Here is a 17089-nt window from a genome sequence, read left to right as displayed (position 1 = left end):
GTCACCGGGTCCGGAGGGACGCGGCACGGCCGTGGCGCGGGAGGATCGTGCTGGCGGCTGGCCGGACTGAACATCCTCGGCGTCGTCGCCGTGACGTTCATCGTGACGGCGCTGCACACCATCGTCCGCAGCAAGGTGGCCGGCGTCATCATCGCCGTGTTCGTCGCCAGCGGGGCGGTCAGTTCCCTGGCAGAATCGATGGGCATGCGGCTATATGCCGCCATGGATGGCATGACACTGTCCATCACCCTCGATATGGGACCTACGGTTCATGACGGCACCGGTCCCGGCACAAGCAAGACCTAGCGGCCGTGCACCCTCACCACCTCGCGATACTGCGGCGGCTGCTTTGATTTCTTGTATACAAGAAGGCATTGCGGAAATGGCCGCCAGTTTCTTGTATACAAGAAACCACTCCTGATCGGGAACGGCAATCACAGGCGGGGTGGATTGACCGGCTCGCCCGGCGCCATGGTGGCGTATGCGGTCATACGGCCCTGCCAGTAGGTGGTGGAGACCAGCTCGCCGTCCAGGACCTCCTGGAAGTGCGCCTCATGGCGTTGCACGGCGGGAGAGCCCAGATCGGTGGCGTTTTGGTAGGCGGCCTGATGGTATTTGAGCCAGTGGGTGATCTCCTTGTCCTCGCCGGTATCGCGCACGCTGGCCGCCGTGAACGGGTCCTCGGCGCCTGGCCCGATGCCCGGCACACAGTACCCCTCTTCGCTGACGCTGGTGGTCAGGTTGCCGGGCGCCTTGTGCACGGTGCCGGTGACGGTCAGCCAGTTCTCGGTCGCCGGATTGGCCGCGCCATCCAACGCGGCCACCAGCTCGTCGTCGATCTCAACGCTGGTGACCCAGGTCCTCTCCGGGATCGGATGGTTGGCGACGGGCGAGCCGCAGGTTACCACATGCTCGAACGTGTACTGGTCGGCCATATCGGAGGCGATCGCTGCGGCGACGATGCCGCCCTGCGAATGCCCGATCAGCGCCACCGGCTCGTCCTTGCCGATGCCGGCCCGCTCCATGGCCTCCAGCACCATGCGGGCGCTGTCGGCATGCATCCGCTGTTCCGGGTCGCTGCTCATCAACTCCACGTTCTGCGGCCAGCCGAACGGCGAATCGAGCTTGCCGTCGGTGCCGGGGATCGTGACCAGCCATGACGACGAGCCGTCGGCCTTCCGGTATTCCTGGATGGCGATCGTGCCATATTCGAGCCCGCTGTTCAGATCGATCTTGCCCAACCGTTCCTCGCCCAACCGGCGCAGGTTCTCCATCGCCTCGGCCACTGAGTGCGATTCGCGGACTACTTCGGTGCGCGAGTACACCTGTTTCACCTGCAGGGCGTCACCCTGCAACGCTCCATACAACGGTGCCGTCACCGAGGCGATGCCTCCCGCCGCCCGGTTGACCTCGTCGGTGGACAGCGCACCCTTCAAGCCGCCGATGCCGGCGACCTTCGACGCCAACCCCGACATCAGCCCTTCCTGGGCCCAGGCCGTGGCATCGAGCGCATGGATGCCGTTCGTCCCTCCCTCCGCCAGTGACCCGCCGATGAACCCGCCGACCGCGATGGCCGCGGTGGCGGCCGCCGCATGACCGGGGAAAAGCGCCGCGCCGACTTGGATGAGCTCGGTCACCACTCGTTGCGTGGTGCGCTCGGCCTCGGAATACAGCGAGTATGCGCGGATCAACAGTTCGGCCATCTCGGTGAGCTCGTCGGAGAACAACCGGCATTGGCGGATATGATCGCCGCAGTCGTCAACGATGCGTTGGAACGGCAACGTGACATGTCCCGCGGCCGCGACGTTCCCCGACTGCAGTGCCGGACACAACGGCGCGCTCATGCGCAGTCCGCCGACCTGCATCATCGTGGTGTTCCACGTGGCGGCCAGGGTGCTCCACTGTCGCGCGGCGTCGTTCAATGCGGCGGCGCAGCCCGAGTACTCCTCCAGTGTGGCGGCGGAGTGCGCATGCCCGCCGCTGATCGTGGATGTGACCTGCCAGTTCATGGCGCACCTGCCGACACTCGAGCAGCGTGCTTGTGCACGGTCCGCGAACAGTCCGGCCCGGGCATTCAGCTCACGCAGCCGCTGGCGGAACATCGTGGCCGCATTGCCGATCCAGTCCAGACGCTCGGCTGTGGCCACCGTCACCGCGGTGGACTGGGCCGCGTTGGCGCTGGACTGGGCCGCGGTGCGCACCAGCGTGTAGGTGTCCGCCGCCGCCTGCCGGCACCGGCAGACCTGGGCGGCGAACGGGGTGATCGATGCCATCGGCAGTGTGCCCAACGGCGAGGCATCGGCCGGGGCCAGGGCATGAAGCGATGGCGAGGCCGGCAGGCCATCCGCAGGCACCGGGGTACTGAGCAATGTGGTGGTGTTCATATCCCCATTGAACGCGCCGGAGATGCGGACAGTCCAGCGCGGGGAAGCAATGTGGTCGAACGATGCCCGGTTATCCACATTCGGGCGTGTCGTCCCGGAGCGGCGCTTGTGCGGCGAGCATCACCGTCACCGTCACCAGGGTTTGACCTCGGTCTGCTCGTTGCCGTCGCCGGTGGCGTCCGAATCCTCCGCCTCGGAGGTTTCCGTGGACTCGGACGGGGTCGACGACTGGTTGGACTGCAGCAGTTCCTCGATGCGTTGGCGCTGCTCCTCGGTCAGACCGCCGCCGGACAGCAGTTCCTCGGCATCCTGACCGTCAATCGGCTGGTCGGCCTGCTGATCGTCCGTACCGCCCTGTTGCTGCCGGTCGATCTCCTCCTGAGTACGCTGCGTCAACTGCCGGGAGGTGTTCAGGTTGCCCTCCACGGCATGCCGGATCTGCGGCAACAGCAGCGCGGAGAACAGTTGCATGTCATCTAATTGGTCATCGACCTGTTGCTGCCGGATGCGCAGCATCTCCAGATCCGCGGCGTCCTGCGAGGCATCGGACACGTTCTGTTCCAGCGTTCGGGCGGCATCGTTGCAGGACACCGCCGCGTACAGGTTGATGGCGGCCCATGCGGTGGCGGCAGCCATGACCACGGCAATCACCACCATCGCCACACGGACGGCAAGCGGGGCGCGGGCGTTTCCGGACTTCGGACTCATATCAGCCTCCTCGACAGGGCCAGCCACGCGCCGAGCTCCCAGACCAGCAGCGGCACCAGCACCATGGCCAGCGGCCAGACCAACGGCGTCAGTCGCGTACGTTCCTTGGCGGTTTCGGTCACCCTCCAACGGTGGGAGGCCTCCTCGGAGGCGCCGGAGTCGATGGTGCGCGTGGCGTCCATCAGCAGCGCCGTGCCGCTCATCTCGTCGGCCAGATCCTCCAGATTGCCCGTATCCATCACGGATACCCCGGGTTGCCCGGTGGCCGGATCGATCACCCACTCGCCGTCCGGCGAATCGCCCACGCCATCGGCGACAACCGGGATGTTCCCGCCCTCGGCGGATCCCACGCCGATGACGAACGCGTCGTCAAGATACCGACGCAGCGTGGAGAACGTGCGCCGCGTGCGGTTCGAGGTCTGTTCGCCATCGGTGATCATGTACAGCAGCAGCGCGTCGTCCGGATGCTGCTCGCGGATGTCCCTCAACGTCAGCAGCAGCTGGACGAGCGGGGCGTCGAGACTCGAACCCGACGACACCGACGTGGCCTCCACGGCCAGCGTATCGGCCCAGTTGCCGATGGCGATGCTGTCCGGCGTCAGCGGCACATCCAACGTGCCCGAAGCGCCGAAGCGCACGGCCGCAAAACTGGCGTCGGGATACATCGCGGTCAGCCCGTGCACCGCCTGCTTGGCGGCGTCCATCCGGCTGACCGGCTCATCGGAACCGTACCGGGCGTCAGCGACGGCCATCGAACCGGTGACGTCCACCGCAATCACCACATCGGTGGCGTTCACCGCCCGACTGGTGGTCGGCGTCACCACACTCGGCGTCAGCGCCATGACCCCCACCAGCAGCGCTATCACCGTCCGTCGGATGCAGGCCGTCAACGTTTCGTCACTCGAACCACGGCGCCGGACATACAGCGCCACCTCCAGCACGGCCAACACCGCCATGACCGCGGCGATCGCGCCGCCGACCGGCCAACCCAGCGCGGGGGAGAACGTCAGTGCATTCATCGCCGCAACCTCCAAGACACCACCAGCCATGCGCCCGCGGCGATGGCCAGCGCCAACGTCCACCAACCGGGCGCATCCACCAGCGCCGAGCGCGTATGCTCATCCTGCTCGTCGCTTCTGCGCTGGTCGATCCTGCGGACCAGATCGTTGACGGAATCGCCGCTCGACTGGGTCAGGAACACGCCCCCGTGCGATTCCACCAACGTGCGCATATCCGAGGATTCGGCGCCGTCCTCGCTTTCCCGCGGGCCGGAATACAGGCCGTCCACGCCGATGCCGACCGCGGCCGTCAGGTCCAACGCCTCGCCAAGCGTGTATGTGGGATCGCCGGACACCACGTTATCGGTGGCCAGCACGATCGATGCGGCGCGGTTGCGCTCACCGTCGGTCTGCGGGGCCGAACCGTAGGCGAATCCCGGCAGCATGGCGGCGCAGCTGACCAGGCCGTCGCCGATCAGCGACGTGGCGTTCGTGCGGTTCTGCGTGCCGTCCAGCCAGTCGGAGATGCGCTGGTAATCCTCGTCGCTCATCGCCTCGATATCGTCCTGCGACTGCACGCCGCGCAGCAGACGCTCGGCCTCGTCCAACTGGGCGGTCACCAGCTCGTAGTCATCGGTGAGCGGGAACACCGTGCGCGACGTGGAATTGAAGATGCTCAGACCGATGCGCTCGCCCTCGAAGCTGCGCACCAGATCCCGGTAGGTGCCGATCACCTGGCGGTCATACGGCAACGCGGAGCCGGAGACATCCAGGCACAGCACGATGTCGCGGCTGCTTGCCCGCTCGCTGTCCGCATCCACCTGGGCGGGGCGGGCCGACAGCGCGACCGCCAACAGCAGCGCGACCGTCAGCAGCGCCACGGCGCCGCGGTTGAGCAGCCGCCACTGATGGAACAGCTTCGAGGCGTGCTCCGTCTCCAGGTCATCGTCAAGGCTGAATACACGAAGCCCCTCGTCATGGCGGTGCCGCCGGACGGAAACCGCCACGATCACCACTACCAGCGCCACCGCAGCCACCAGCAGCGCCACGGCGGCCCAAGGCCATAGCCAAGCCAATGTCATTACCGCCACCTTTCCACCAACGTCGACACCCATTCGGCGGCCTGCCTCACATCGGTCTGCCGAGCGGCGCTATTGAACTGCGGGTCGGCGAACTCCGCGGGGTAGAGGGCTTCGATGGTCTGCCGCAACAGGTTCAGTCCGTCGCGGTGGCGCGCGTCCCGGTCGCCGCGGTGCAGATCGGACAGCGTCTGGGCGCTCATATCCCGGCCGCTGACGGCGGAGGCGTAGTCGCGGGCGACGGCGGCCAGACGCAGGAACGCCTCCTCGCGGTCGATGACGTTGTTGTCGTGATCCTCGACGATGGCGTTGATGCGGTTGCGCCAGACGGACTTGCCGGTTGCGGCGGCGTGGACGCCCCGCGCAGCCGAGACACGCGGCTTGCGCCTGGGACGGGACAACACCACGGCCAGTACGATCGCGGCAATCATCACCGCCAGACATACCAGCAGCGCCGCAACCAGCGGCACGGTCAGATCGAGCTGGGGGATGACGGTCAGATCATCCGTGTTCAGGGATGACGTCATATCAACCTCCGATCCGCAATTCCGGCATGGCGGCGGAACGCAACTGGTTCCGACCCGACCGCGCCAACGTCACGGACACCAGACGGACGAAGGCCTCGAACATGGCGGCGCTGGAATCCGAACGGATCATATGCGATCCGCAGCGGGTCAGCTCGCGGTTCAGCGCGGCCGCCAGATAGGCGCGATGGGTGGCGACCTCGTCACGGGAACGCGCGTTCGACAGGAACGCCGGCACCGCGCGGCGCGACGTGCCGTCATATACGGGACAGTTCCGCCCGGTCCGCGAATCGAACGGATTGAGCGTGGCCACATCGATGAACACCATCGGATGCGTCTGCGCCAGACGGCGAATCGCCTCCAGATGACGCTGCCGCAACGCGTGCTCGTCGGTGGCCAGCACGATCAGCGCCTGACGGTCCCGTATGCGCCGGGCGTAGTCCAGCAGCGCATCGATGTTGCGCGGCCGATCCCATGAGCGCTGCAACGCCTGGTCGAGCGTGCGCTCGAACTGGGCGAATCCGCCGTTGAACGGCACGCGGGTGATGCTGGCGGCATCGCCGAACACCAGCGACACATCATCGGAGCGGCGCAGACTCAGCGCGGCGAACATGCGCAGCGCGTTGGCCGCCACCTCATAGGCGGGCTCGCCGGACGGGCAGGAACCGGTCATCTCCCGGCCGACGTCGAGCAGCAGCCAGACCCGGCTGGTGGATGGCCGTTCGCGCTGGACCACCATCGGGCGGCCCACACGGGCGCTGGTGCGCCAATCGATATGGCGCGCCTCGTCGCCCGGCTCGTAGACGCGGATATCCATCAGCTCGTCCACGCCGCCGCGGCGTTGCGAGGCATGCTCGCCTTCCAGCACCCCGAGTGCCTTGCGCACGGTGGGCAGGCTCAGCGAAGTGCCCAGCGCCTCGATCCTAGCGCGGATCGAATCGTTGGAACGGGCGCCTTGGATCATGGGACGGGAACCGCCTTGACCACCGAATCGATGACCTGGTCGGTGGAGACGCCGTCGGCCAGCGCCTCGAACGTGAGCATGATGCGGTGGCGCATCACCTCGTGCACGAAGGCCTTGATATCCTCCGGCACCACATAGTCGCGGCCGGACAGCAGCGCGTACGCCTGTCCGATGCGGATCAGCGCGATCGAGGCACGGGGGCTGGCCCCCAGACGGACCAGCGAATCGAGCCCCTGCAACGGATGGGAGCCGGCGCCGCGCGTGGTGGCGGCCAGATCGACCGCATACCGCATGATCGCATCGGAGACATGGACGCGTCGCGCCGACTTGCGCAGGAACTCCACATCGGCGATGGACAGCACGTCGTGGCTCAGCGCGTTGACGTCGACCACGTCCGAGCCGCGCTGCGTGAGCAACGCCAGCATGCGGCGCTCCTCATCCGCGGACGGGTAGGTCATGACCGCCTTCATCATGAAACGGTCCATCTGGGCCTCGGGCAGGTTGAACGTGCCCTCCTCCTCGATCGGGTTCTGCGTGGCGATGACCATGAACGGCTTGGGCAGTTCGATCCGCTCGCCACCGATGGTGGTGGCGCCCTCCGCCATGGCCTCCAGCATCGCCGACTGGGTTTTGGCGTTGGAACGGTTGATCTCGTCGAGCAGCACGAAGTTCGCGTGGATCGGGCCGATCTGCGTGGCGAAGCGCTGGGATGCGAAATCGAAGACCTGCGTGCCGACCAGATCCGAAGGCATGAGGTCCGGCGTGCACTGCACGCGCTTGAACGTGCCGGACACCGCGGTGGCCAGCGTCTGCGCCGCTGTGGTCTTGGCCAGGCCCGGCACCGATTCGATGAGGATATGGCCGCCGGCCACCAGCGTGACGATCAGCGATTCGCGCAGATTGTCCTGGCCGACCAAGGTCTGGGCGAACCGTGCACGCAGCAGGTCGGCGAGCTGACGGGCCCGCGTTACGTCGTCCTTGGCCAGCAGGCCGGTGGTGGGTGGCGTTGCGGGGGGCGTCGGTTGCTGCGGGACGGACTGGTGGATGGGGAAAAGCGGCATGATGATATCTTCCGATCGGCTGGTTGTACTCGCTTAGGTCAGTTATTGTAGCGGCTGGTTGGGAACGTCGGCTGCGGGAAGCGCCCAATCTACCGGTTTCGCGCCCATGGAGACCAACGCCTGGTTGGTCCGGGAGAACGGACGGGAGCCGAAGAACCCCCGTGATGCCGACAGGGGACTGGGATGGGGGGATTTGATGATGAACGCGTTGGTCAGCAGCGGCTCCAGCGTCTGCGCGTTGCGCCCCCACAGGATAGCGACCAGCGGTTTGGGACGTCCCTGCTCATCCGTGCGCGCGTTCAACGCGCGAATGGCGGCGTCGGTGACCTGCTCCCAGCCCTTGCCCTGATGACTGTTCGGACGGCCGACCTGCACGGTCAGACACCTGTTGAGCAGCATGACGCCCTGCTCGGTCCACGGGGTCAGGTCGCCGTTGGCGGGAGCCGGCACACCCAGATCGCTGACCAGCTCCTTGTAGATGTTGATTAGGCTCTTGGGCAGCGGCCGCACGTCGGGAGCCACGCAGAAACTCAATCCCACCGGATGCCCCGGCGTCGGGTAGGGGTCCTGTCCCACGATCAGCACCTTGATCGAGTCGAACGGAATCGTGAACGCGCGAAGGATATTGCGGCTGGCCGGCAGGTAATGCCTGCCCGCCGCCAACTCCGCGCGCAGGAAATCACCCATGGCGTGCACCACGGGCTCCACATCCGCCAGCGCGGCGGCCCAACCCGGGTCGATCAGTTCGGATAGCGGCTTGACATGTGCGGTACTCATGGATCCCACTGTAGGAGGCCCATACGATGATCCTGTGCACATCCGGCACATGCTGCCGGCCATTGCCACGCTCTGGCGATGGCGACGGCTACACTCGTGCTTGGAATGCGGATGAAAGGGAGCTCTGATGGCGCACACTGAGAAGGAAACCTACGGATCGTACTCGACCGACGCCTTTGACAACCCGCCGAGCGGACCTGTGGGGGTGCACCGCGGCCGCCGGTCGCTGGCGGTGCGTGTGGCGCCGTTCGTCGTGGTGATCGTGGTGGCGGCGCTCGCCGGATTGCTGGCATGGGGTATCGCCTCGGGAGAGCTGAACAAGGTGCCTTGGCCGTGGGCGCAGCAGTCCGCGCAGACCGCGCAGGACAGTAAGGGCGGCCAGGATGATGCCGCCGCGGATAATGGCGATGACGCGCAGGCTGATGCGGACGATCAGGACGACGCCGCCAATCAGGGCGAGAATGAGGGGCAGGACGTCGGCGAGGGCGATGCGCAGTCGGATGACGCGGCCACGCAGGAGCCGCAGACCGAGCCCGAGACCCAGCCCGAACAGACCGTGAACTACAACACGTCCGTGCGTGTCATCAACGCCACCGGCGTCAACGGGTACGCCGCCCAGCAGTCGGGCGTCCTGCAGTCGGTGGGGTACACGAGCGTCATCGCGGCCAATCCCTCCGGCGGCGCGTTGCCGTCCATGAACGTGGTGTGGTACCAGAACGAAACCGATCTGGCCACCGCGCAGAACATCGCCGACACCCTGGGCATCGCTACGGTGGAGCAGGCCACCGGCATCGCCGATCCGATTGTGGTGGTGTACATCGCCGCACAGTGATCTTTTCATGCCAACAGCGCAATCGCCGTGGCGAGGTTGGCACTCGGGCCCCGAGAGTGCTAATGTCCCAATTAGCACTCGGAGGCCAAGAGTGATAACCGGCAGCTGACGGCTGGATGTCCTCCGCGGTTTCACGAGTGGGAACAGTACCGTGTAGCCATATGTGGAGGAACAATGGCAAAGATCATCGCATACAACGAGGAAGCCCGCCAGGGCATGCTCGCGGGTCTCGACAAGCTCGCGGACACCGTCAAGGTCACGCTGGGCCCGAAGGGCCGCAACGTCGTGCTCGACAAGACCTACGGCGCCCCGACCATCACCAACGATGGCGTGTCCATCGCCAAGGAGATCGAGCTTGAGGATCCGTACGAGCGCATCGGCGCCGAGCTGGTCAAGGAAGTCGCCAAGAAGACCGACGACGTCGCGGGCGACGGCACCACCACCGCCACCGTGCTGGCCCAGTCCCTCGTGCATGAGGGTCTGAAGAACGTGGTCGCCGGTTCGAACCCGATCGCGCTGCGCCGCGGCATCGAGAAGGCCACCGACGTCATCGTCAAGGAGCTCATCGCCGCCGCCAAGGACGTGGAGACCAAGGACCAGATCGCCGCGACCGCCACCATCTCCGCCGCCGATCCGGAAGTCGGCGAGAAGATCGCCGAGGCTCTCGACAAGGTCGGCCAGGACGGCGTCGTGACCGTTGAGGACAACAACCGCTTCGGCCTGGACCTCGAGTTCACCGAGGGTATGCGCTTCGACAAGGGCTACATCGCCCCGTACTTCGTCACCAACGCCGAGGACCAGACCGCCGTGCTCGAGGATCCGTACATCCTCCTGACCTCCGGCAAGGTCTCCAGCCAGCAGGACGTGGTGCACATCGCCGAGCTCGTGATGAAGACCGGCAAGCCGCTGCTGATCATCGCCGAGGACGTTGACGGCGAGGCGCTGCCGACCCTGATCCTGAACAAGATTCGCGGCACCTTCAACTCCTGCGCCGTCAAGGCCCCGGGCTTCGGCGACCGCCGCAAGGCCATGCTGCAGGATATGGCCATCCTGACCGGCGCCCAGGTGGTGTCCGACGAGCTGGGCCTGAAGCTCGACTCCGTGGACCTGTCCGTGCTCGGCTCCGCCAAGAAGGTCATCGTCTCCAAGGACGAGACCACCATCGTCTCCGGTGCCGGCTCCGCCGAGGATGTGGCCGCCCGCGTGGCCCAGATCCGCGCCGAGATCGAGAACACCGACTCCGACTACGACCGCGAGAAGCTGCAGGAGCGTCTGGCCAAGCTGGCCGGTGGCGTGGCCGTCATCAAGGTCGGCGCCGCCACCGAGGTGGAGGCCAAGGAGCGCAAGCACCGCATCGAGGACGCGGTGCGCAACGCCAAGGCCGCCATCGAGGAAGGCCTGCTGCCCGGCGGTGGCGTGGCCTTGGTCCAGGCCGCCAAGAAGGCCGAGACCGACGAGGCCATCACCTCGCTGTCCGGCGAGGAGGCCACCGGTGCCGCCATCGTGTTCCGCGCCATCGAAGCCCCGATCAAGCAGATCGCCGAGAACTCCGGCGTCTCCGGTGACGTGGTCTTCAACAAGGTCCGTGAGCTGCCGGAGGGCCAGGGCTTCAACGCCGCCACCGACACCTACGAGGATCTGCTGGCCGCCGGCGTGACCGACCCGGTCAAGGTGACCCGTTCCGCCCTGCAGAACGCCGCCTCCATCGCCGGTCTGTTCCTGACCACCGAAGCCGTGGTGGCCAACAAGCCGGAACCGCCGGCAGCCGCTCCGGCCAACGCCGACATGGGCTACTGATCCGGCCGTCCCGGTAAGGGGCAGCGGATGCGCATAGCGTAACGGAAGGGAGACACCCCGTAACGGGTGTCTCCCTTCTGCATTATGTGCGTTCGCGGGTGTGCGTTCCGGGGCGGGCGCCGCCCATCATCCGGCCGCGAACAGCCGGGAGGCCTGCATCTCCGCATCGGCATAGACCATGGAGGCTTGGGTCAGCGCGTTCTGGATGGATTCCAACGAGGCCTCCATCTGTTGCTGCGCCGCATGCCATTGGGTGAACACCGATGCGAACTGGGTGGCCGCTGTGCCGCGCCAGGCGTCCTGCAGCGCGTTGAGATTGGCGACCATGCCGCCGGTGGCCTCCCTGATCGAGGCGATCGATGCCGAGACCGCCGCGCTGGAGGATTGGATGCGTTCCGGATCCACTTGATACTGTGCCATGATGTTCCTTTCCGTATTCGGGGTTGCTGGCTGCCGTGGGCGGACGACATTGACTCAGCCGACCGCTATGGTGGAGGGTATGTCGGAATCGAATAACGCGGATGGGAAAACGGGTATTGTGGTCGAACGGTTGACGGCGCGCAGGCTGTCCGCTGCGGTGTCCAATCCTTGCAAATGGCTGGTTTCCGCACTTGCTGCGACACTTGCGCTGATCATGTGGATAACTCCCGTCGGCCTTGCGGACGAGACCGGGGAGGACACGGATCCGGACCTGGACGGCGGTGCGCTCACCAGCTCCATCACGGATACGGAGAACCTGCTGGGATCCAACGTGACCGAGGTGACCGATGCCATCGACCAGTTGCATGAACAGACGGGCGTATCGGTCCGTCTGCTGTACCTGTCGTCGTTCAGCGCAGGGGAGGGACAGGTCGATCAATGGGCCAGCGATGTGCTGGAATCCACCGACCCGGAACCCAATACCGTGCTGCTGGCCGTGGCCTCGCACGACGGCAACCTGGTGGTTGCGGTGTCGGCCAACTCCGATGAATGGCTGCATCGTCAGAGCACGGTGGATGAACTCTCCCAGGCCGCACTCGATCCGCTGGTGGAGAACGACACCCCCGACTGGTCCGCTTCGGCGCTGGACATGATCGAACAGATCAATGTGGTGTACCGCACCGCCACCTCGCCGTCGGTCATCGTGATCGGTGCGGCGGCGCTCGGTGGCGTGGTGGTGATTCTGGCGATCGTCGTGGTCGTCATGCTGGTTCGGCGCCGCCGTCGGCGGCAGCCGTCCGACGAGACGGAACCCGCGGAGACGACCGAAACCGTTGCCGAGGACACGGGACTGTCCGAGGCAGAAGCAGAACCGACCGAGGCGATGACGGAACCGGCCGAATCGGAACCGGTGGAGGAGACGAAGCCGATCGAGACGGAACCGGTCGAAGAATCGGAACCGATTGGGGAACCCGAGCCGGCTTCCCGGAAATCCCGTTGGCCGTTGCGCAGGAAACCGCGTGGCCGTCACAGCGCCTGACCTCAACCTACAGCGAACATTCAGGAAAACGTCAGTCAAAGGGATGAAGCTGGAAGCATGAGCAAAACCATTGAAGCATCGATTGTTGTTGTGGATGATGAGCCGTCCATCCGGGAATTGCTGGTGGCGTCGCTGCATTTCGCCGGATTCGAGGTGCAGACCGCCGCTTCCGGGTCCGAGGCCATCGAGGTCATCGAAAAGGCCCAGCCGGATCTGATCGTGTTGGATGTCATGCTGCCGGATATCGACGGATTCACCGTCACCCGTCGCATCCGCCAGGAGGGCATCGACGCCCCGGTGCTGTTCCTGACCGCTCGGGATGACACCCAGGACAAGGTGATGGGCCTGACCGTGGGCGGGGACGATTATGTGACCAAGCCGTTCAGCCTGGAGGAGGTCGTGGCCCGCATCCGTGCCATCCTGCGGCGTACCCGCGAGCAGGTGGAGGATGACCCGATCATCCGCGTCGGCGATCTGGAGATCAACGAGGATTCGCACGACGTCTCCCGTGCCGGCCAGTCGATCGACCTGAGCCCGACCGAATACAAGCTGCTGCGCTACCTGATGGACAACGAGGGCCGCGTGCTGTCCAAGGCGCAGATCCTCGACCACGTCTGGCAGTACGACTGGGGCGGGGACGCCGCCATCGTGGAGTCCTACATCTCCTATCTGCGCAAGAAGGTCGACGGCATCATGGTCACCGACGAGAACGGTGAACAGCATAAGGTCGCGCCGCTGATCGAGACCAAGCGCGGCATCGGCTATATGATCCGCGCTCCCAAGACCGTTCAGGGGGCCTGATGGTCAAGGAAGGCACTGCGGCCCACGGCACCGGGGCGGACACCTCCGTGCCGCCGACCGTGCCGGGGAGCGGCAAACCTTCCAAGACCCCGGGCAAGGAGTCCGCGATCAGGCGGATCGTCAGGGAGCGGTGGAACGCCATCTCATTGAGCACCAAGCTGGTCACCACCCTGCTGGTGCTGCTGACCATCGGCGTGGCCGGCATCTCGTTCTCGATCCGCCAGCTGGTGAGCAACTACCTGCTGGAGAAGGTGGACGCCCAGATCGTCCAGCAGGCCAACCTGGTGTTCCAGAACATCAACTCGTTGCGTGACAGCGATACGAATTCGTCCGGCATGACGAGCTATTTCCTGCAGATCAGGGACACCGACGCCAACATCCTGACCACGCCGCTGAAGCCGACCATCGCCGAAGGCGTGGTGTCGGAACCGATCCTGCCGGCCAGCGGCACCATGGGCGACGTGGTGTTCGGCGAACCGTTCACCACCTCGGCCATTGTCCACCTGAGCGGGGAGATCCCCAGCCGTTCCACGCTGTCGACGGCCCGTGCCCCCTGGCGCGTGGTGGCGATGCGCGTCATGCAGAACGACAACTTCGTCAATATCGTCTTCATCGGACTGCCGCTGGGCGATTCCATCGACACCATATCCAGCCTGACACGGTACTGCATCATGGTCGGCACGGCGGTCGTCCTGCTCGGCGGCGTGCTCGGCATGCTGGTGGTGCAGGGCACGCTCGCCCCGCTCAAGCGCATCGAGAAGACCGCCGCCAAAATCGCCGCGGGCGATCTGAAGCAGCGCATCCCGGCCATGCCGGAGAACACGGAGATCGGCTCGCTGTCGGCATCATTGAACGCCATGCTGGCGCGGATCGAACGAAGTTTCCATGAACAGCAGGAGACCACCGACAAGATGAAACGGTTCGTCTCCGACGCCAGCCATGAGCTGCGCACGCCGTTGGCCGCCATCCACGGGTACGCCGAACTGTACAAGATGCAGCGCGACATGCCCGGCGCCCTGGAACGCGCCGACGAATCCATCGCGCATATCGAGGCGTCGAGCTCCCGCATGACCGTGCTGGTGGAGGATCTGCTGTCATTGGCCAGGCTGGATGAAGGCCGTGGCATCGATATCACGCAGCAGGTGAACCTGACCGCAATCGTCAAGGACGCTGCCGATGACCTGCACGCGCTGGATCCGGAACGCGGCATCACCTGCGGTGCGGTGGGATTCATGCCGCGTCAGGGGGACGAACCGTCGCGTCTGATGTTCGAACTCAAGGATCTGCCCGCGATCACCCTGCATGGGGATGCATCGCGCCTGCGCCAGGTCGTGACGAACATCGTCGGCAACATCCATCGGTACACCCCGGCCGACTCGCCGGTGGAGGTGTCGATGGGGGAGGTCATCGCCTCCATCGGCGGCGATTCACTCGGCCGCATGCCGGCTACGGAGCAGTCGCTGCGGCATTTCCTGGACGCCGTCGAGGTCGGCCAATCCGTACACGTGGGCATGCGGTACGCCGTCGTGCGTTTCAGCGACCACGGACCGGGCGTGCCCGCCGAATCGCGGGCGCGCATCTTCGAACGGTTCTACACGGCCGATCCCTCGCGCGCCCGGCAGAAGGGCGGTACCGGACTGGGCATGGCGATCGTGGAATCGGTGGTCAAGGCGCACCACGGGTTCATCTGCGCCTGCCAGACCGACGGCGGCGGCCTGACCATTGTTGTGGTGCTGCCGATCGCTCCGGTCGAGATCCCCGTCATGAGCTCGCCGGGCGGCAAACAGGCCAAGGGTGCCAAGCAGCAGAAGTCCGGTAAATCGTTGTTCGCCCCGAAATCCGCCAAATCCGCAAAACCCTCCAAACCGGATAAGCCGGACAGGCGAGGTGTCGAACGCAAGCCGTAGTGCGGGCCGTTACGCCATAGGCCGCATAGGTATGGCGTGAGGTAGAATAAGAGGTCGGTTTGATGGCACGGGCAGAGGGTCCGTGCCAGAGGTATAGAGCAGAGACGAGGTGTGAGATGCCGAGTGGACGTGTGCGGTGGTTCGATGCGAATAAGGGATATGGCTTCATCATCAACGAGGAGGGCGATGACGTCTTCATGTCGGCGTCGGCGCTGCCCAAGGGCGTGACCACGCTGCGCAAGGGGGCCAAGGTCGAGTATTCGGTGGTTGACGGCCGCAGGGGGCCGCAGGCCATGAACGTGCATCTGATCGCCTCCGCGCCGTCCCTGGTCAAGGCCACCCGCCCGAAGCCTGACGACATGGCGGCCATTGTGGAGGACCTGATCAAGCTGCTGGACGCGGCCGGCAACGGTCTGCGCCGCCACCGGTACCCGTCCGCCGCCGAGAGCAAGAAGCTGGCGACGTTGCTGCGCGCGGTAGCCGACAACTTTGACGTGGAGGACTGAGAGCGGACATGCCCGATATGATGCTGGACCCACAGACGATCGCCCGTAGCGTGGCCCGAGCGATGGCCGATGACCCGGATCAGGTCGGCGCGTTCGTGGAAGCCATCGACATGGGCGATGGCGTGACCGACTTCCGGTTCGCCACCGAATACCGTGGGTATGAGGGATGGCAGTGGTCGGTGACGCTTTTCCACGATGAGGAGCTCGACCGTTGGACGGTGAACGAATCGTCGCTGGTGCCCACCGATCAGGCGTTGCGTCCGCCGGAATGGGTGCCGTGGAAGGATCGTCTGGAACCGACCGATCTGTCGGTGACCGACTCGATTGGCACCGATCCGGATGATCCGCGGCTGGAGGAGGGATTCCGCCGCACCGAACCGGTCGATGAGCGGCCGCAGACGGAGGATGGTGCCGATAACGCGGCAGCCGTGCTGGCGAGCGATGAAGTGGCTTCGTCCGAGGACGTGCCGACGCCCCCCGATGCCGAGTCCGGGGAGGGGAGCGATTCTGAGGTTGCGGCGACCGCGCAATCCGACGTGGATGATGCCGTGGATGAGTTCGACCTGTCCCGCAGGCACGTGCTGAGTCCCCTGGGGCGCTCCCAGACCGCCAAGCGCTGGTACGAGGGGCCGCGTGGCCCCAAGTCGCTGTCGACCAAGACGGCCGGAGGCCATACCTGCGCCACCTGCGGGTTCTTCGTGCCGCTCAAGGGCGAGCTGAACCTGCTGTTCGGCGTGTGTGCGAATAAGTGGAGCCCGGATGACGGCCGCGTGGTGTCGCTGGACCACGGGTGCGGCGAGCACTCGGAGATCGAACCGCCGGAGCCGACGCATCTGTGGGTGCAGTCCAAACCGGCGTTCGATGATCTGCATATCGACATCATCGCCCACGCCCCGCGCGAGGAAAGTCCCGAGGTTGAACTCATCGAGCGGATCAACGACCGCGACGAGGACGAGGCCACCGACGAGGACATCGATGCGAACGTGACCGCCGAGGACGACGTTGACGAGACGGAGGAGACCGGGGTGACTGCGGAACAGCCGCAGGTCGAGGAGACGATCGATCTGAGCGGCGACGTCGTCCCCTCCGCGGAGCATGCGGATGACGAGCCCGACGGATCCGACACGGAACGGTTCGAGACCGAATCCGCCGACGCGCGGGATGCCGCCGGGGAGTCCGGAAGCCAGACCGACACGTCCGTGCGGGTGGAGCCGGAACCGGAATCCGAATCGGACGATTCCGCGGATCCGGACGATTCGACTGCACAGAACGCCTAGGAGACAACGTTTTGC

At 65.7% G+C, this 17089-nt stretch carries 17 protein-coding genes; 8 read left to right on the top strand and 9 right to left on the bottom strand.

Annotation, left to right across the window (positions count from 1 at the left end; all coding sequences use genetic code 11):
- Window positions 1-90 precede the first annotated feature (90 nt).
- On the top strand, window positions 91-306 hold the full coding sequence (locus BIGA_RS04705) for a hypothetical protein (protein WP_033506487.1): 216 nt from the start codon (window positions 91-93) through the stop codon (window positions 304-306).
- A 128-nt stretch (window positions 307-434) separates the two neighbouring features.
- Here the strand turns inward: BIGA_RS04705 and BIGA_RS04700 are convergent, their stop codons facing one another.
- From BIGA_RS04700 to BIGA_RS04665, 8 genes are all read right to left on the bottom strand, one after another.
- Window positions 435-2009, bottom strand: coding sequence for a PGAP1-like alpha/beta domain-containing protein (locus BIGA_RS04700; RefSeq protein WP_033506489.1), 1575 nt, complete (start codon window positions 2007-2009; stop codon window positions 435-437).
- 507 nt (window positions 2010-2516) lie between these two features.
- A complete protein-coding gene (locus tag BIGA_RS04695; RefSeq protein WP_033506491.1) occupies window positions 2517-3092 on the bottom strand; it encodes a DUF6466 family protein in 576 nt (191 codons plus the stop codon).
- Window positions 3089-4111 (bottom strand): vWA domain-containing protein, encoded by a 1023-nt coding sequence (locus BIGA_RS04690; protein WP_033506492.1) that lies wholly within the window; start codon window positions 4109-4111, stop codon window positions 3089-3091. Before BIGA_RS04690 ends, BIGA_RS04695 begins: the two co-directional genes overlap by 4 nt.
- Complete coding sequence (locus BIGA_RS04685; RefSeq protein ID WP_033506494.1) at window positions 4108-5172, bottom strand: vWA domain-containing protein; 1065 nt, start codon at window positions 5170-5172, stop codon at window positions 4108-4110. The genes BIGA_RS04690 and BIGA_RS04685 overlap by 4 nt, the downstream gene beginning before the upstream one ends.
- Window positions 5172-5696: a hypothetical protein gene (locus BIGA_RS04680; RefSeq protein WP_033506496.1), complete on the bottom strand. Its 525-nt coding sequence runs from the start codon at window positions 5694-5696 to the stop codon at window positions 5172-5174. The genes BIGA_RS04685 and BIGA_RS04680 overlap by 1 nt, the downstream gene beginning before the upstream one ends.
- A gap of 1 nt (window position 5697) precedes the next feature.
- A complete protein-coding gene (locus BIGA_RS04675) occupies window positions 5698-6657 on the bottom strand; it encodes a DUF58 domain-containing protein (RefSeq protein WP_033506498.1) in 960 nt (319 codons plus the stop codon).
- Window positions 6654-7718 carry an AAA family ATPase gene (locus BIGA_RS04670; protein ID WP_033506500.1) on the bottom strand — a complete coding sequence of 355 codons (1065 nt, stop codon included), beginning with the start codon at window positions 7716-7718 and terminating at the stop codon, window positions 6654-6656. Before BIGA_RS04670 ends, BIGA_RS04675 begins: the two co-directional genes overlap by 4 nt.
- 42 nt (window positions 7719-7760) lie before the next feature.
- Window positions 7761-8495, bottom strand: a complete 735-nt coding sequence (locus BIGA_RS04665) for a uracil-DNA glycosylase (RefSeq protein ID WP_033506501.1) — start codon at window positions 8493-8495, stop codon at window positions 7761-7763.
- 127 nt (window positions 8496-8622) lie between these two features.
- Between BIGA_RS04665 and BIGA_RS04660 the strand changes: the two genes are divergently transcribed.
- Both BIGA_RS04660 and groL read left to right on the top strand, forming a co-directional pair.
- Window positions 8623-9327 (top strand): LytR C-terminal domain-containing protein, encoded by a 705-nt coding sequence (locus BIGA_RS04660; RefSeq protein ID WP_033506504.1) that lies wholly within the window; start codon window positions 8623-8625, stop codon window positions 9325-9327.
- 174 nt (window positions 9328-9501) lie between these two features.
- Window positions 9502-11124 carry a chaperonin GroEL gene (gene groL / locus BIGA_RS04655; protein ID WP_033506506.1) on the top strand — a complete coding sequence of 541 codons (1623 nt, stop codon included), beginning with the start codon at window positions 9502-9504 and terminating at the stop codon, window positions 11122-11124.
- 126 nt (window positions 11125-11250) lie between these two features.
- Here the strand turns inward: groL and BIGA_RS04650 are convergent, their stop codons facing one another.
- The gene (locus tag BIGA_RS04650) at window positions 11251-11544 is read right to left on the bottom strand and encodes a WXG100 family type VII secretion target (RefSeq protein ID WP_033506508.1); all 294 of its coding nucleotides are present in this window, start codon (window positions 11542-11544) and stop codon (window positions 11251-11253) included.
- Window positions 11545-11623: 79 nt separating this feature from the next.
- On the opposite strand from BIGA_RS04650, the gene BIGA_RS04645 reads away from it, so the two are divergent.
- The 5 genes from BIGA_RS04645 to BIGA_RS04625 all read left to right on the top strand — a co-directional run bounded on the left by BIGA_RS04645 (window position 11624) and on the right by BIGA_RS04625 (window position 17074).
- Window positions 11624-12583: a TPM domain-containing protein gene (locus tag BIGA_RS04645; RefSeq protein ID WP_051917095.1), complete on the top strand. Its 960-nt coding sequence runs from the start codon at window positions 11624-11626 to the stop codon at window positions 12581-12583.
- A 57-nt stretch (window positions 12584-12640) separates the two neighbouring features.
- On the top strand, window positions 12641-13384 hold the full coding sequence (locus tag BIGA_RS04640) for a response regulator transcription factor (protein WP_033506510.1): 744 nt from the start codon (window positions 12641-12643) through the stop codon (window positions 13382-13384).
- Window positions 13384-15291 carry a HAMP domain-containing sensor histidine kinase gene (locus BIGA_RS04635; protein ID WP_081929476.1) on the top strand — a complete coding sequence of 636 codons (1908 nt, stop codon included), beginning with the start codon at window positions 13384-13386 and terminating at the stop codon, window positions 15289-15291. Before BIGA_RS04640 ends, BIGA_RS04635 begins: the two co-directional genes overlap by 1 nt.
- 116 nt (window positions 15292-15407) lie before the next feature.
- Window positions 15408-15797, top strand: a complete 390-nt coding sequence (locus tag BIGA_RS04630) for a cold-shock protein (RefSeq protein ID WP_033506512.1) — start codon at window positions 15408-15410, stop codon at window positions 15795-15797.
- An 8-nt stretch (window positions 15798-15805) separates the two neighbouring features.
- Window positions 15806-17074, top strand: a complete 1269-nt coding sequence (locus BIGA_RS04625; protein ID WP_033506514.1) for a DUF3027 domain-containing protein — start codon at window positions 15806-15808, stop codon at window positions 17072-17074.
- Window positions 17075-17089 lie beyond the last annotated feature (15 nt).

The organism is Bifidobacterium pullorum subsp. gallinarum (genome assembly GCF_000741215.1).
GTDB lineage: Bacteria > Actinomycetota > Actinomycetes > Actinomycetales > Bifidobacteriaceae > Bifidobacterium > Bifidobacterium pullorum_B.
The sequence above is the reverse complement of the archived record's forward strand: the minus strand, read 5'-3'. Positions and strand labels throughout refer to the sequence as shown.